This is a genomic window from Pseudomonas sp. B21_DOA (genome assembly GCA_030544685.1).
GTDB classification, from domain to species: Bacteria; Pseudomonadota; Gammaproteobacteria; order Pseudomonadales; family Pseudomonadaceae; genus Aquipseudomonas; species Aquipseudomonas fluorescens_AO.
On the sequence record CP086683.1, the window covers coordinates 787,829 to 802,255 of the forward strand.

At 59.2% G+C, this 14,427-nt stretch carries 15 protein-coding genes and 2 pseudogenes; 12 read left to right on the forward strand and 5 right to left on the reverse strand.

The features are described from left to right. Positions 1-6: 6 nt before the first annotated feature. From argB to LJU32_03785, 4 genes are all read left to right on the forward strand, one after another. A complete protein-coding gene (gene argB, locus LJU32_03770) occupies positions 7-912 on the forward strand; it encodes an acetylglutamate kinase (protein ID WKV89522.1) in 906 nt (301 codons plus the stop codon). 208 nt (positions 913-1,120) lie between these two features. Continuing rightward, the gene (locus tag LJU32_03775) at positions 1,121-1,351 is read left to right on the forward strand and encodes a hypothetical protein (GenBank protein WKV89523.1); all 231 of its coding nucleotides are present in this window, start codon (positions 1,121-1,123) and stop codon (positions 1,349-1,351) included. A gap of 18 nt (positions 1,352-1,369) precedes the next feature. After that, a complete protein-coding gene (locus LJU32_03780; GenBank protein WKV89524.1) occupies positions 1,370-1,942 on the forward strand; it encodes a hypothetical protein in 573 nt (190 codons plus the stop codon). Then, positions 1,929-2,312, forward strand: a complete 384-nt coding sequence (locus tag LJU32_03785; GenBank protein ID WKV89525.1) for a hypothetical protein — start codon at positions 1,929-1,931, stop codon at positions 2,310-2,312. Before LJU32_03780 ends, LJU32_03785 begins: the two co-directional genes overlap by 14 nt. Positions 2,313-2,448: 136 nt before the next feature. Here the strand turns inward: LJU32_03785 and pyrE are convergent, their stop codons facing one another. Beyond that, complete coding sequence (pyrE, locus tag LJU32_03790; GenBank protein WKV89526.1) at positions 2,449-3,093, reverse strand: orotate phosphoribosyltransferase; 645 nt, start codon at positions 3,091-3,093, stop codon at positions 2,449-2,451. 81 nt (positions 3,094-3,174) lie between these two features. Here pyrE and crc point away from each other — a divergent pair, with 81 nt between their 5' ends. Further along, complete coding sequence (crc, locus tag LJU32_03795; protein ID WKV89527.1) at positions 3,175-3,954, forward strand: catabolite repression control protein Crc; 780 nt, start codon at positions 3,175-3,177, stop codon at positions 3,952-3,954. Between the two features lie 69 nt (positions 3,955-4,023). Here crc and gltS read toward each other — a convergent pair whose 3' ends face one another. From gltS to rph, 3 genes and pseudogenes are all read right to left on the reverse strand, one after another. Next, positions 4,024-5,232, reverse strand: a complete 1,209-nt coding sequence (gltS, locus tag LJU32_03800; GenBank protein ID WKV89528.1) for a sodium/glutamate symporter — start codon at positions 5,230-5,232, stop codon at positions 4,024-4,026. A 370-nt stretch (positions 5,233-5,602) separates the two neighbouring features. Further along, positions 5,603-5,970: pseudogene (locus LJU32_03805) on the reverse strand (DUF4870 domain-containing protein). Between the two features lie 25 nt (positions 5,971-5,995). Then, positions 5,996-6,718 (reverse strand): ribonuclease PH, encoded by a 723-nt coding sequence (gene rph, locus LJU32_03810; GenBank protein ID WKV89529.1) that lies wholly within the window; start codon positions 6,716-6,718, stop codon positions 5,996-5,998. Positions 6,719-6,986: 268 nt separating this feature from the next. On the opposite strand from rph, the gene LJU32_03815 reads away from it, so the two are divergent. From LJU32_03815 to LJU32_03840, 6 genes are all read left to right on the forward strand, one after another. After that, a complete protein-coding gene (locus LJU32_03815; protein WKV89530.1) occupies positions 6,987-7,850 on the forward strand; it encodes a YicC family protein in 864 nt (287 codons plus the stop codon). A gap of 12 nt (positions 7,851-7,862) precedes the next feature. Continuing rightward, a complete protein-coding gene (gene gmk / locus LJU32_03820; protein ID WKV89531.1) occupies positions 7,863-8,483 on the forward strand; it encodes a guanylate kinase in 621 nt (206 codons plus the stop codon). Between the two features lie 167 nt (positions 8,484-8,650). Beyond that, a complete protein-coding gene (gene rpoZ, locus LJU32_03825; protein ID WKV89532.1) occupies positions 8,651-8,914 on the forward strand; it encodes a DNA-directed RNA polymerase subunit omega in 264 nt (87 codons plus the stop codon). A gap of 57 nt (positions 8,915-8,971) precedes the next feature. After that, positions 8,972-11,077, forward strand: coding sequence for a bifunctional GTP diphosphokinase/guanosine-3',5'-bis pyrophosphate 3'-pyrophosphohydrolase (gene spoT, locus LJU32_03830; protein ID WKV89533.1), 2,106 nt, complete (start codon positions 8,972-8,974; stop codon positions 11,075-11,077). Between the two features lie 24 nt (positions 11,078-11,101). Further along, positions 11,102-11,482 (forward strand): RidA family protein, encoded by a 381-nt coding sequence (locus LJU32_03835; protein WKV89534.1) that lies wholly within the window; start codon positions 11,102-11,104, stop codon positions 11,480-11,482. Positions 11,483-11,547: 65 nt separating this feature from the next. Beyond that, on the forward strand, positions 11,548-12,288 hold the full coding sequence (locus LJU32_03840; GenBank protein WKV89535.1) for a hypothetical protein: 741 nt from the start codon (positions 11,548-11,550) through the stop codon (positions 12,286-12,288). Positions 12,289-12,426: 138 nt separating this feature from the next. Here the strand turns inward: LJU32_03840 and LJU32_03845 are convergent, their stop codons facing one another. Continuing rightward, positions 12,427-13,284: an SDR family oxidoreductase gene (locus tag LJU32_03845; GenBank protein WKV89536.1), complete on the reverse strand. Its 858-nt coding sequence runs from the start codon at positions 13,282-13,284 to the stop codon at positions 12,427-12,429. A gap of 187 nt (positions 13,285-13,471) precedes the next feature. Here LJU32_03845 and exbB point away from each other — a divergent pair. Further along, a pseudogene (exbB, locus tag LJU32_03850) lies at positions 13,472-14,424 on the forward strand (tonB-system energizer ExbB). Positions 14,425-14,427 lie beyond the last annotated feature (3 nt).

Below are 14,427 nucleotides of genomic sequence, written 5' to 3' on the forward strand. Positions count from 1 at the left end.
CCCTGAATGACCCTCGAACGCGAAGCCGCCGCCAACACTGCCAAGGTCCTGTCCGAAGCGCTGCCTTACATCCGACGCTATGTCGGCAAGACCCTGGTGATCAAATACGGCGGCAACGCGATGGAAAGCGAGGAGCTGAAAACCGGCTTCGCCCGCGACATCGTGCTGATGAAAGCCGTGGGCATCAACCCGGTGGTCGTGCACGGTGGCGGCCCGCAGATCGGTGACCTGCTCAAGCGTCTGTCGATCGAAAGCCATTTCGTCGACGGCATGCGCGTCACCGACGCGGCGACCATGGACGTGGTGGAAATGGTCCTTGGCGGTCAGGTCAACAAAAGCATCGTCAACCTGATCAACCGCCATGGCGGCAGCGCCATCGGCCTGACCGGTAAAGATGCCGGGCTGATCCGGGCGAAGAAGCTCACCGTCTCCCGTCAGACCCCGGAGATGACTCAGCCGGAAATCATCGACATCGGCCACGTCGGCGAAGTCGTCGGCATCAACACCGAACTGTTGAACCTGCTGGTCAAAGGCAACTTCATCCCGGTCATCGCACCGATTGGCGTCGGTGAGAACGGTGAGTCGTACAACATCAACGCCGATCTGGTGGCGGGCAAGGTTGCCGAAGCACTGAAAGCTGAAAAGCTGATGCTGCTGACCAACATCGCCGGCCTGATGGACAAGTCGGGCACCGTGCTGACCGGCCTGAGCACGCAGCAGGTCGACGATCTGATCGCTGACGGCACGATCTACGGCGGCATGCTGCCGAAGATCCGTTGTGCACTGGAAGCGGTTCAAGGTGGGGTTGGCAGTTCGTTGATCATCGATGGTCGTGTGCCGAATGCGATCCTGCTGGAAATCTTCACCGATACCGGCGTGGGCACGCTGATCAGTAATCGCAAGCGTCCTTGATCGCCAATCGCTGAAGCAAAAGATCGCAGCCTTCAATAGCTCCTACAGGGATTTCGCACACGCGAGAATCCGCTTTTGTAGGAACTGACGAAGGCTGCGATCTTTTTTGTGCGCGCAGGAAAAGCCTGACTCGACACAGCGAAACGTCCGACATCCCTCCAGAACAAATCTCCATAGGATCTTCCTCTCATCCAACGGAGATTCACTCATGCAGAAAGATTACGTTCCTTACGGCAGCGATGTTTCAGCAGGCACCTACGAATGCGTGGACTGCGGCCATCGTTATTCCAATCAAGCCAAGACTTCAATGCCGCCCTGCCCGCAGTTTCGCAAATCGGCGCATGTCCTGAACGGCTGGAAAACCCTCACCGGCCAAGGTGACGCGCCACAGGATCCGTACCCGGAGAAATCCGAAACACCAGCCGCCAGCAAAAAATAATCCCGGAGCGCCTGAGCCATGCAGATCTCGTTCACGATCGACGCCGACGCTTTCGAGCAGGAACAGAAGGAACCGGTGAAAAAGACCTTGCGCATCGGCGACGCTGAAATCGCCCATGCGCTGGAGCGCATCGCCAAGGCCAGCCTGACCGAGTACCTGAAAATGCTGGTCGAGGGCGGCATGCCCAGCCGGGCTGATGAAGCCAAACAGGATCGCCTGCTGTATTTGATACAGAGTTACTTCGGGCAAACCCTGCCGACCGAATCGCAGATATCGACGATCTTTCAACTGACCCAGAGCCAAAGCAAAACCCTGCTGAAGAACACCGTTTCGCGCTTTCGCAACCAACTCGACGACATCTTGCAGCACAGTATGCGCGCGGTGATCGAGTCCGCCGAACATGCGCAAAATGTGTATCTGGTGGTGATCAGCTCGGACGTGATTCGCGACGAACTGAACATGCTCATTACCCAAAACGAGCCGACCTTCAAACCCATCACCAAACGCAAGGGCAGCGCCGGACAGTTCGAAATCAGCGAAGATTCCCACGCATTGCTCTGCGCAACGCTGGGGCTGAATGCCGTTCAGTGACATTGTCGCGGTCAGTGGCTTGCTGCTGACCCTGACCACGTTCATGTTCAATCTGGCGTGGCCAGCGCTCAACGAAGCGTTGGCTGAGGATGAATATCAAAAGGGTTCGCAGGCTCGAAAACGTAGTCGAGACAGGATTCTGGCCACTGTCTACTGGCGAGCATTGCCGTTGACGTGTGCTTTTGTGGCGCTGTTTTACGTTAACTTGCCGGCGGCAGTCGGAATCGTGCGCAGCAGCACGCTGGATCTGTGGGATTTCGATGTGGATCGCACGCTGTACGTCATGGTGGTAGTTGCGCTGCTGGTGTTTGCGCTGGTCAATATCGGATTGGCGCTGAGGCTGCTCATGAAATGGCGAAGTCTGCGTTGATCGCCAACAAAAAGACCCGGTTCAGCCTGACTGAACCGGGTCTTTTACTGTGGGAGCGAGCCTGCTCGCGAAAGCGTAATTTGCCTCACCGCTGATAGGTGACGGCCATTCGCGAGCAGGCTCGCTCCCACATTGGTCAAACGCCAAATTGGGCGCGATACGCTTCCACGGCTGGCAGATGCTGCTTGAGCTGCGGATCATCGGCGAGGAACTCCAGCACCTGATTCAGCGAGACGATGCTGATCACCGGAATACCGAAGTCGCGCTCGACTTCCTGGATCGCCGACAGTTCGCCGTTGCCACGCTCCTGACGGTTCAATGCGATCAGCACACCGGCGGCCTTGGCGCCGTCCTGGGAAGCGATGATCTGCATCACTTCGCGAATGGCAGTGCCAGCGGTGATCACGTCGTCGATGATCAAGACTTCGCCAGTCAGCGGTGCGCCGACCAGGCTGCCGCCCTCGCCGTGGGCCTTGGCTTCCTTGCGGTTGAAGCACCATGGCAGGTCACGGCCGTGATGTTCGGCCAGCGCAACGGCGGTCGTGGCCGCCAGCGGAATGCCTTTATAAGCCGGGCCAAACAGAACGTCGAAGGGGATACCGCTTTCGGCGATGGCCGCAGCGTAGAAACGTCCCAGTTGCGCCAGGGCCGAACCCGAGTTGAACAGGCCGGCGTTGAAGAAGTAGGGACTGGTGCGCCCGGACTTCAGGGTGAACTCACCGAAGCGCAAAACGCCGCGATCGATGGCAAAACGAATGAAATCGCGCTGATACGCTTGCATGAAAAAACCCCAAATACCACGGATTTAGCTAATTAGCTTGACGCCGTGTATCATACACGCACGCGATTTTTGGGGCCATTTATGCGGATCATCAGTGTGAACGTCAATGGTATTCAGGCGGCAGTCGAGCGCGGTTTGCTCAGTTGGCTGCAAGCCCAGAATGCCGACGTCATCTGCCTGCAGGACACCCGTGCCTCCGCCTTTGAACTGGATGACCCAGCCTTCCAACTGGATGGCTACTTCCTTTATGCCTGCGATGCTGAAGTCCCTGCCCAAGGCGGCGTGGCTTTGTACTCGCGGTTGCAACCGAAGGCTGTCATCAGCGGTCTCGGTTTCGAGACGGCCGACCGCTACGGGCGCTACCTGCAAGCAGATTTCGACAAAGTCAGTATTGCCACCTTGCTGTTTCCTTCGGGGATGAACGGCGATGAGGACTTGAACCAGAAGTTCAAGCTCATGGACGATTTCGGCAAGTACCTGGACAAACAGCGACGCAAACGTCGCGAGTACATTTATTGTGGCTCGCTGTACGTTGCGCAGCAGAAACTCGACATCAAGAACTGGCGCGACAGCCAGCAATCTCCAGGCTTCCTGGCGCCGGAACGCGCCTGGATGGATGAGATTGTCGGCAACATGGGCTATGTCGATGCGCTGCGCGAAGTCAGTCGCGAAGGCGATCAGTACAGCTGGTGGCCGGATAACGAACAGGCCGAGATGCTCAATCTGGGCTGGCGTTTCGATTATCAGATCCTGACCCCGGGCCTGCGTCGCTCGGTGCGCAGTGCGCGCCTGCCGCGTCAGCCACGGTTTTCACAGCACGCGCCGTTGATCGTCGACTACGACTGGACGCTGACCATCTAAGCGTCGTATCGCAGCCAAAGAAAATGCCCGCATCGTGAGATGCGGGCATTTTTTATGTGCTGTCCTTTTCTAGATCGCAGCGAAGAATGGCAGGGTCAGGTACAGCTTGATCACAATGACGTTGACGATATCGATGAAGAACGCTCCTACCATCGGCACTACCAGAAACGCGATTTGCGATGGCCCATAGCGCTGCGTCACCGCTTGCATGTTGGCAATCGCCGTCGGCGTGGCGCCCAGACCGAAGCCGCAATGTCCTGCAGCCAGCACTGCGGCATCGTAGTTGCTGCCCATCACCCGGAACGTCACGAAAATCGCGAACAGCGCCATGACCAGCGCCTGCACGGCCAGAATGATGAAGATCGGCAATGCCAGCGCCGCCAGATCCCACAACTTCAGCGACATCAGCGCGATTGCCAGAAACAGCGAGAGGCTGACATTGCCGAGCACAGACACTTCACGCTCGAATACCTGATACAAGCCAAGCGCTGACAGACTGTTGCGCAACACCACACCCACAAACAGCACGCAAACAAACGTCGGCAGTTCGAACGCAGTGCCATGCAGCAAGCCATTCAAGAGATTGCCAGCGAGCAGGCTGACGGCAATCAGCGCCAGCGTCTCGACGAACGAAAACGGCGTGATCGAACGTTCCTTGTTCGGCTGTTCAAAACCTCTTGGCAGTCGCGGCGCTTGCTGGGGTGTGCAGCCCGGCACTTGCACGCGCTTGATCAGCAACCGGGCGACGGGCCCACCGATCAGCCCACCGAGCACCAGACCGAACGTCGCTGAGGCCAGCGCCAGCTCCGAAGCCGAGGCCAGGCCATATTTCTCGCTGAATACCGCGCCCCATGCGGCGCCAGTACCGTGGCCGCCGGCCAATGTGATCGAACCCGTCAGCAAGCCCATCAAAGGATCGAGACCGAGCAGGGTCGCCAATCCGATGCCCATGGCGTTCTGCACCACGAGCAAGCCAATGACCGCCAGCAGGAAGATACCGACTATGCGGCCGCCCTTTTTCAGACTGGCAAGGTCGGCACTCAAGCCAATCGTGGCAAAGAAAGCCAACATCAAGGGTGTTTGCAATGATGTATCGAAGCGGACTTCAATATCGAAAGTACGCAATATCAACAGGAGCATGGCAACCACCAGGCCGCCCGCTACCGGTTCAGGAATATTGTAACTTCGCAGAAAGCCAACACGCGCAACAAGTCCGCGTCCGAGCAGTAGTACTAAAGAAGCGGCCACGAGCGTGCCGTAGAAATCGAGCTCAATCATGTGGATTATTCTTGGCTAAGTATTCACTAGGCGAGCGTTTACCTGGGCTTGACTGGTGAACCGGCTGATTTTCTCAACACTGATTACTGGGGAATTCAAGTGCCATCGATGCCTTGAACATATCGAAATGTTTCAATCGAAACATTGCGTCGGGCAACTTTAACAACCAGCTCGCGCGAATAACAAGGACAGGGATATACACTTGCCCACTTAGTTGTGACCAAAGATGTAATAGAGAAATATCAGCAAATAAATGCCAAACCGCACATCGCTAACAGACTAGTCCTACAACAAAAACCAATTATTAAGTTGCACAAATAAAAATACCCCGATAAGTCGGGGCATTTTCATATTGCGATACAACAAACTTTCACTTGATCAGTCGCCAAGTGAACGGATATCTGTACGGAAACCTTCGTTGGCTTTGACCCCTGCAATGATCGTCAGGACCAGTGCGGCGATCGCCAGCAAACCAAACAGGAAGAAACCGATGATCAGCAGCATGAGCAAGAAGCAGATCATTGAGGCTATCGCCACCGTGATCTGAAAATTCAGCGCCTCTTTGCCCTGCGCATCGATGAAAGGGTCTTTCTCGCGCTTCATCTGCCAAAGGATCAGCGGCCCGATCAGATTGCCGAACGGAATCCAGATCCCCAGCAAGGCGGACAAGTGACAGAACATCGCCCACTGGCGAACCTCCTGGCTCGGCTTGGGCAGCAATTCTTGCTCTTCACTCATCACGCTCTCCTTGTGGTCAAGAACCTCAGTCGGCCAGTGCGGCCTTCTGCAATTCGAAGATTTCGTTCATACCCTGCTTGGCCAGCTCCAGCATGGCATTGAGCTCGTCAGGCTGGAACGGCGCACCTTCAGCGGTGCCCTGCACTTCGATGAAACCGCCGGTGCTGGTCATCACCACGTTCAGGTCGGTTTCGGCTGCGGAATCTTCAAGATAGTCCAGATCCAGCACCGGCTCGCCCTGGTACATGCCCACCGAGACCGCGCCGATCATCTGCTTGAGCGGATCGCCGCCTTTCAGGCCGCCGCGCTTCTTGATCACTTTCAGTGCATCGACCAGCGCAACCATGGCGCCGGTGATGGACGCGGTGCGGGTGCCGCCATCGGCCTGGATCACGTCGCAATCGACGTACAGGGTCACGTCGCCAAGCTTGGACATGTCCAGCGCTGCGCGCAGGGAGCGGCCGATCAGACGCTGGATTTCCAGCGTACGACCGCCCTGCTTGCCACGGCTGGCTTCACGCTGGTTACGCTCGCCGGTGGCGCGCGGCAGCATGCCGTATTCGGCAGTCAGCCAGCCCTGGCCCTGGCCTTTGAGGAAGCGCGGTACGCCATTCTCGACGCTGACGGTGCAGATGACTTTGGTATCACCGAATTCGACCAGTACGGATCCCTCGGCGTGTTTGGTGTAGTTGCGGGTGATGCGGATCGAGCGGAGCTGATCGGCAGCGCGACCACTTGGACGTTTCATAGGGATACCTGTACTGAGGACGGAAAACTGCCGAGCATTATAGAGCGCGGCACCGCGAGTGGGCACTGGTTAAAACCGCCGGCCGACGACCGAAACCCCTCAAACGCGCATAACCGACGGGCTGCAGCGCTTTGTCACACCGTGTGTTTGGGCGCATTCGCCGCACTGCGCTACAATCCTGCGCCTTTGCTGCCAGTCGGCTTATATTCATTGGAATCGCGCCTGCGAAACAGCGTTTCGCGCCGATCTGCATTACGAGGTCACCGCCATGGTGCATAGCATGACCGCCTTCGCCCGCGTCGAGAAAGCCGGCGTTCAGGGCACCCTGAGCTGGGAACTGCGCTCGGTCAACAGCCGCTATCTGGAGCCGCACCTGCGCTTGCCCGAATCGTTTCGCGACCTCGAAGGTGCCGTGCGTGAAGCGCTGCGTCAGGGCCTGTCGCGGGGCAAACTGGAATGCACGCTGCGCTTCACCGAAGAAAGCACCGGCAAACCGCTGCAAGTGGACCGCGAGCGCGCCGCGCAACTGGTTGCCGCTGCGGAAACCGTTGCCGGGCTGATCAAGAATCCGGCTGCGCTGAATCCGCTGGAAGTGCTGGCCTGGCCCGGCGTGCTGGTCGCCGATGCGTCCGACCCGCAAGCGCTGAACGCCGAAGCGCTGGCGCTGTTCAATCAGGGCTTGAAGGATCTGAAGGCTGGCCGCGAGCGCGAAGGCGCGGAGCTGGCTCGCTTGATCAACGACCGCCTGACTTCCATCGAAGAAGACGTGGTAACCCTGCGTGAACTGGTGCCGCAGATGCTCGCCACCCAGCGCCAGAAAGTCCTCGATCGCTTCGCCGACATGAAGGCCGAGCTCGATCCGCAGCGCCTGGAACAGGAGATGGTCATTCTCGCGCAAAAAAGCGACGTGGCCGAAGAACTGGATCGCCTGAGCACCCACATCATCGAAGTGCGCCGGGTACTCAAGTCCGGCGGCGCGGCCGGTCGGCGCCTCGACTTCCTGATGCAAGAGCTCAACCGCGAAGCCAACACATTGGGCTCCAAAGCCTTCGACCCGCGCAGCACCCAGGCCGCCGTCAACCTCAAAGTGTTGATCGAGCAGATGCGCGAACAAGTGCAGAATATTGAGTAAGGCTACCCTGACATGACCCAACACACCGGCACCCTGTACATCATTTCTGCGCCGTCGGGCGCGGGCAAGAGCAGTCTGGTCAAGGCGTTGACCGACGCCGATCCGGAGATCCGCGTTTCCGTTTCGCACACCACCCGCGCCATGCGCCCGGGTGAAGTGGACGGCGTGAACTACCACTTCGTGAGCCGCGAAGAGTTCGTGAAGATGGGCGAGCATGGCGACTTTCTTGAGCGCGCCGAAGTCTTCGGCAACTTCTACGGCACCTCGCAAAGCCGCCTGCAGCAGACACTGGACGAAGGACACGACCTGATTCTGGAAATCGACTGGCAAGGCGCCGAGCAAGTGCGCAAGCTGATGCCGCAGGCGCGCTCGATCTTCATCCTGCCGCCGTCGCTGCAAGCCTTGCACCAGCGCCTGACCAACCGCGGCCAGGACAGCGACGAAATCATCGACGGCCGCATGCGTGAAGCAGTCAGCGAGATGAGCCACTACGTCGATTACGACTACCTGATCATCAACGACGATTTCGCCCACGCGCTGGACGATCTCAAGGCAATTTTCCGCGCCAATCAGCTGCAACAGAAACGTCAGCAAGTACGTTTCGGCAAATTGCTGGCTGAACTGCTCGGTTAAATCAACACTTCCCAAAATGCCCGCAGCCGCTTTACATTGGTGCTTGCAGCGCGTTGAAGGGTCTGGTCAAAAAATCAGCGCTTCCCTAATCGCTGGTGATTTTTAAACTGCTCAGTCCGCTCGCCCAACCGGGCAGCGCGCATATTGCATTCGCTCCGAGGAATACCATGGCCCGCGTAACCGTTGAAGACTGCCTAGAACACGTGGAAAACCGCTTTGAGCTGGTCATGCTCTCTACCAAGCGTGCCCGTCAACTGGCCACCGGCGGCAAAGAGCCACTGGTTCAGTGGGAAAACGACAAGCCGACTGTTGTCGCGCTGCGTGAAATTGCTGAAGGCGTGATGAGCTACGAGTACATCGCCGAGCAGGAAATCGTCCAGGATGAACCGCTGTTCGCAGCGTTCGAGGACGAGTCGAACGAGGCCGTCTAAGCCTATGCCTGGTCGACGTAGCACGGCGCGGGGTCACAGCTTTCGGCAGGATTCATCATGCCGAGCATAGACGCCCTCGCCGACCGCTTATCGACCTACCTCGGCAATGACCAGGTCAACCTGGTCCGCCGAGCGTATTTCTACGCCGAACAAGCCCATGACGGTCAACGCCGTCGCAGTGGCGAGGCGTACGTCACGCATCCTCTTGCCGTGGCCAATATTCTTGCCGACATGCACATGGACCATCAGAGCCTGATGGCTGCGATGCTGCATGACGTGATCGAAGACACCGGTATCGCCAAGGAAGCGCTGCAAGCGCAGTTCGGTGAAACTGTGGCCGAACTGGTCGACGGGGTCAGCAAACTGACCCAGATGAATTTCGAGACCAAGGCCGAAGCCCAAGCCGAAAACTTCCAGAAGATGGCCATGGCCATGGCGCGCGACATTCGCGTGATCCTGGTCAAACTCGCCGACCGCCTGCACAACATGCGCACGCTGGAAGTGCTGTCCGGCGAAAAACGCCGGCGCATCGCCAAGGAAACCCTCGAAATCTACGCGCCCATTGCCAACCGCCTGGGCATGCACGCGATCCGCATCGAATTCGAAGACCTCGGTTTCAAGGCCATGCACCCGATGCGTTCCGCGCGGATCTACCAGGCGGTCAAACGCGCCCGGGGCAACCGCAAGGAAATCGTCAACAAGATCGAAGAGTCCCTCGGCCACTGCCTCGCCATCGACGGCATCCAGGGCGAAGTCAGCGGTCGGCAGAAACACCTCTACGGTATCTACAAGAAAATGCGCGGCAAGCGTCGGGCCTTCAACGAGATCATGGACGTCTACGCGTTCCGGATCATCGTCGACAAGGTCGATACCTGCTACCGCGTACTGGGTGCTGTGCATAATTTGTACAAACCGTTGCCGGGACGCTTCAAGGATTACATCGCGATTCCCAAGGCCAACGGCTACCAGTCGCTGCACACCACGCTGTTCGGCATGCACGGTGTACCGATCGAGATCCAGATCCGCACCCGCGAAATGGAAGAGATGGCCAACAACGGCATTGCCGCTCATTGGCTGTACAAATCCAGCGGCGACGAGCAGCCCAAAGGCACGCACGCACGCGCTCGCCAATGGGTCAAAGGCGTGCTGGAAATGCAGCAGCGCGCCGGCAACTCGCTGGAATTCATCGAAAGCGTGAAGATCGACCTGTTCCCGGACGAGGTCTACGTGTTCACGCCCAAAGGCCGGATCATGGAGCTGCCAAAAGGCTCCACGGCAGTCGACTTTGCCTACGCGGTACACACCGACGTCGGCAACAGCTGCATCGCCTGCCGTATCAACCGTCGTCTCGCGCCACTGTCCGAACCGCTGCAAAGCGGCTCCACGGTCGAGATTGTCAGCGCTCCCGGCGCACGGCCGAACCCGGCGTGGCTCAACTTCGTGGTCACCGGCAAGGCGCGTACGCACATTCGTCACGCCTTGAAGCTACAGCGCCGCTCCGAGTCCATCAGCCTCGGCGAACGCCTGCTGAACAAGGTGCTCAACGGTTTCGACAGCTCGCTGGAAAAGATCCCGGCCGAGCGGGTCAAGGCGATGCTCACCGAATACCGCCTCGAACTGATCGAAGACCTGCTCGAAGACATCGGCCTGGGCAACCGCATGGCCTATGTGGTCGCCCGCCGTCTGCTTGGCGAAGGCGAGCAGCTGCCGAGCCCGGAAGGCCCGCTGGCGATTCGCGGCACCGAAGGTCTGGTGCTCAGCTACGCCAAGTGCTGCACGCCGATCCCGGGCGACCCGATCGTCGGGCACCTGTCGGCGGGCAAAGGCATGGTCGTGCACCTGGACAACTGCCGCAACATCAGCGAAATCAGGCACAACCCGGAAAAGTGCATCCAGCTCTCATGGGCCAAGGATGTCACCGGCGAATTCAACGTCGAGCTGCGGGTCGAGCTGGAACATCAGCGCGGCCTGATCGCCCTGCTGGCCAGCAGCGTCAACGCGGCCGACGGCAACATCGAGAAAATCAGCATGGACGAACGCGATGGTCGCATCAGCGTCGTGCAGTTGGTGGTCAGCGTCCACGACCGTGTGCACCTGGCCCGCGTGATCAAGAAACTGCGCGCCTTGACCGGGGTGATCCGCATCACCCGCATGCGTGCATAACCTGCCTATTACAAGGAGTCCTACATGACCAAAACCGTCATCACCAGCGACAAGGCCCCGGCCGCCATCGGCACTTACTCCCAGGCGATCAAGGCAGGCAACACCGTTTACATGTCGGGCCAGATTCCTCTGGACCCGAAAACCATGGAACTGGTTGAGGGCTTCGAAGCCCAGACCGTCCAGGTCTTCGAGAACCTCAAAGCCGTGGCCGAAGCCGCCGGCGGTTCGTTCAAGGACATCGTCAAACTGAACATCTTCCTCACCGACCTGAGCCACTTCGCCAAGGTCAACGAGATCATGGGCAAGTACTTCGACCAGCCATACCCTGCCCGCGCCGCCATTGGCGTGGCCGCCCTGCCGAAGGGTGCGCAGGTTGAAATGGATGCCATTCTGGTCATCGAGTGATGCGCACGGCGCGGCCTCCACGCCGCGCCGACTGCTGCAAGAAAAGGTTTTGAAAGGATTCCACCATGCGCAAAGCGCTAGCTCTCTCGCTGCTCGCCCTGTTTCTCGGCGGCTGCGCCAGCGACCCTGCCGACCGTGACATCAGCGGCACCTGGATCAACCAGGTGGCGATCGATGCCGCCGCCAAGGGCGGTCCCCTGCGTGAAGCGCTGCAGGCTTACGGCCCGAATCTGGAATGGGACGTCAACACCAAGGCCGGTCAGGCCCGCTACACCAACGGTTTTGAGAACGTCGAAGGACGGCTGCTGGGCGAAGAGTCCGGCGCCTGGAAAGTCGACTTCTACGGCAGCTCCGCCAGCGAACTGAAACGCGATGGCGGGCGCCTGCGGCAAGCTGCCAGCGACAACGAACCCGAACAACTCTTCGATCGCGCACAGATCCCCGTGCCCGAAGGCGCGCCAATCGGGGCCAGCTTCGAACGCGCGCTGTATTCGGCATATCTGGGCGGTAACTGGATCATCGCCAGCGGCCAGGGTGAAGGCGGCACCGTGCAGTTCCAGGCCGACGGCCAGGTGACCGGCCTGCCGGGCGTTGATCGTTATGCGTTGTGTCTGGCTGGTGATTGCGCATCGATGAGCAATGGCAACGACAGCATGTGGCTGCAACTCAACGGTCAAGGCAACAACTGGATCTTTGTGCGCAAGGGCAAAGAGCTGGAGATTCTGCAGGCAGTGAATGCTGCGCTGGCGGATGAGCAACCGCAGTTTGCCGCGGGTGAGCGCAAGTGGTTGCTGGAAAAGCAGTAACCCGGTTCTGAATTCACATAGAACCCATGTAGGAGTGAGCCTGCTCGCGATAGCGGTATGTCAGACACATTGATGTCGACTGACACAACGGTATCGCGAGCAGGCTCACTCCTACAGCTGTTTTGTGAAGGCAGAAAGTCAGCACTTACCTTCCAGGATCGCTGCATAGCCTTCGCGATAACTCGAATACTTCGGCACCCACCCCAACGCTTTCGCCCGCGCATTGCTGCAACGCTTGCTGCCTGTGCGGCGCACGCTGGCGTCTTCCGCCCATTCAGTCACCCCCAGATACTCGCGCAACCAGCCCACCACCTCAGCCAACGGCGCCGGCGCGTCATCCACACCGATATAGAGCTGGTCCAGCTTGACGCCCTCACGGTCTTTTTCCAGCAAGAACGCCAGCAGCCCCGCTGCATCATCGGCATGAATCCGGTTGCCATAAAGCGGCGGCTCGACTGCCACGCGATAGCCACGACGCACCTGGGTCAACAGCCACTCGCGGCCCGGGCCGTAAATCCCGGTCAGGCGCAGCACGCTGGCAGGGATGCCGCTATTGAGCGCGACCTGCTCGGCTTCGAGCATCAAGCGACCTGAATATCCGGCCGCGACAGTCTCGGAGGTCTCATCCACCCATGCTCCGTCCTGCTGGCCGTACACGCTGCTGCTCGACACGAAGATCAGTCGCTCGGGCACTTGCCCATAGTCGTCCAGCCAGCTCAGCACGTTCTGCAAGCCTTGCACGTAGGCCTTGCGATAGCCCTCTTCATCGTGGTCGGTGGCCGCAGCGCAATACACCAGATAATCCACGGCACCCACCGGCCAGGTCGCCGGGCATTCTTCGTTGAACAGATCGCCAGCGACGCCGATGACGCCGTTCGGCAGCTTGGAAACGTCGCGGCGCAGGCCATGGACTTGCCAGCCAGCCGCCAGCAATTGCGTGGCCAGACGACTGCCGACATCACCACAACCGGCAATCAAAACAGAAGGCGCGGACATCAGAAAACTCCCATCGGAAAGGCACAGACTAGCTCTGGCACAGGACGAACGGCTAGCAATGAAGGAAAAAAGATACTCTATTACTTTTGTTAACAAGAATTACTTGCAATAATGCACGCCACTTTTGTTCTCGGCCTCACGAGGCCTGGAAGAGCAACAACGTTTTTCTATCTCAGGTCCGGCCAGCATGACACGTAATCAAACTCCCGCTTCGCCAACCACTCGACCTCGCGCCTGGAGCGCCGTCGCGGCTCTGTTGCTCAGCCTGATGCTGGCACCGACCGCCGCCTTCGCCGACGCTCAAGCGCCAGCCACCCCAGCCGCCACCGAGCAGAGCGCACCCGCTGCCGCTCCGGCTGCACCGGCCGCCACCGATCCGGTGCAGGCTGTCGACGCCGCCGAGGCACCTGAAGTTCTCGAAGCCGATAACTCCCTGGGCATGGCCCATGACCTGTCGCCGTGGGGTATGTACCAGAACGCCGACATCATCGTGAAAATCGTGATGATCGGTCTGGCCATCGCTTCGATCATCACCTGGACCATCTGGATCGCCAAAGGCTTCGAGCTGATGGGCGCCAAGCGTCGTCTGCGTGGCGAGATTGCCGCACTGAAAAAGCCACCACCCTCAAGGAAGCCAGCGCCACGGCCGGCAAGGAAGGCACCCTCGCCAACCTGCTGGTGCATGACGCGCTCGAAGAGATGCGCCTGTCGGTCAACAGCCGCGAGAAAGAAGGCATCAAGGAACGCGTCAGCTTCCGCCTCGAGCGCCTCGTCGCGGCCTGCGGTCGCAACATGAGCAGCGGCACCGGTGTCCTCGCCACCATCGGCTCCACCGCGCCGTTTGTCGGCCTGTTCGGTACCGTGTGGGGCATCATGAATTCCTTCATCGGCATCGCCAAAACCCAGACCACCAACCTCGCCGTCGTTGCCCCGGGTATCGCTGAAGCGCTGCTGGCCACCGCGCTGGGTCTGGTTGCGGCGATCCCAGCGGTGGTGATCTATAACGTCTTCGCCCGTTCCATCGCCGGTTACAAGGCGCAGGTCTCCGATGCCTCGGCAGAAGTCCTGCTGCTGGTCAGCCGCGATCTCGACCACCAGCCTGAGCGCAGCTCGCAGCCGCACATGGTTAAAGTGGGGTAATCG

Bases quoted from the DNA above. Each gene is read 5' to 3' on its own strand.
- argB (WKV89522.1), top strand. From the start codon at position 7: ATGACCCTCGAACGCGAAGCCGCCGCCAACACTGCCAAGGTCCTGTCC.
- LJU32_03775 (WKV89523.1), top strand. From the start codon at position 1,121: ATGCAGAAAGATTACGTTCCTTACGGCAGCGATGTTTCAGCAGGCACC.
- LJU32_03780 (WKV89524.1), top strand. From the start codon at position 1,370: ATGCAGATCTCGTTCACGATCGACGCCGACGCTTTCGAGCAGGAACAG.
- LJU32_03785 (WKV89525.1), top strand. From the start codon at position 1,929: ATGCCGTTCAGTGACATTGTCGCGGTCAGTGGCTTGCTGCTGACCCTG.
- pyrE (WKV89526.1), bottom strand. From the start codon at position 3,093: ATGCAAGCGTATCAGCGCGATTTCATTCGTTTTGCCATCGATCGCGGC.
- crc (WKV89527.1), top strand. From the start codon at position 3,175: ATGCGGATCATCAGTGTGAACGTCAATGGTATTCAGGCGGCAGTCGAG.
- gltS (WKV89528.1), bottom strand. From the start codon at position 5,232: ATGATTGAGCTCGATTTCTACGGCACGCTCGTGGCCGCTTCTTTAGTA.
- rph (WKV89529.1), bottom strand. From the start codon at position 6,718: ATGAAACGTCCAAGTGGTCGCGCTGCCGATCAGCTCCGCTCGATCCGC.
- LJU32_03815 (WKV89530.1), top strand. From the start codon at position 6,987: ATGGTGCATAGCATGACCGCCTTCGCCCGCGTCGAGAAAGCCGGCGTT.
- gmk (WKV89531.1), top strand. From the start codon at position 7,863: ATGACCCAACACACCGGCACCCTGTACATCATTTCTGCGCCGTCGGGC.
- rpoZ (WKV89532.1), top strand. From the start codon at position 8,651: ATGGCCCGCGTAACCGTTGAAGACTGCCTAGAACACGTGGAAAACCGC.
- spoT (WKV89533.1), top strand. From the start codon at position 8,972: ATGCCGAGCATAGACGCCCTCGCCGACCGCTTATCGACCTACCTCGGC.
- LJU32_03835 (WKV89534.1), top strand. From the start codon at position 11,102: ATGACCAAAACCGTCATCACCAGCGACAAGGCCCCGGCCGCCATCGGC.
- LJU32_03840 (WKV89535.1), top strand. From the start codon at position 11,548: ATGCGCAAAGCGCTAGCTCTCTCGCTGCTCGCCCTGTTTCTCGGCGGC.
- LJU32_03845 (WKV89536.1), bottom strand. From the start codon at position 13,284: ATGTCCGCGCCTTCTGTTTTGATTGCCGGTTGTGGTGATGTCGGCAGT.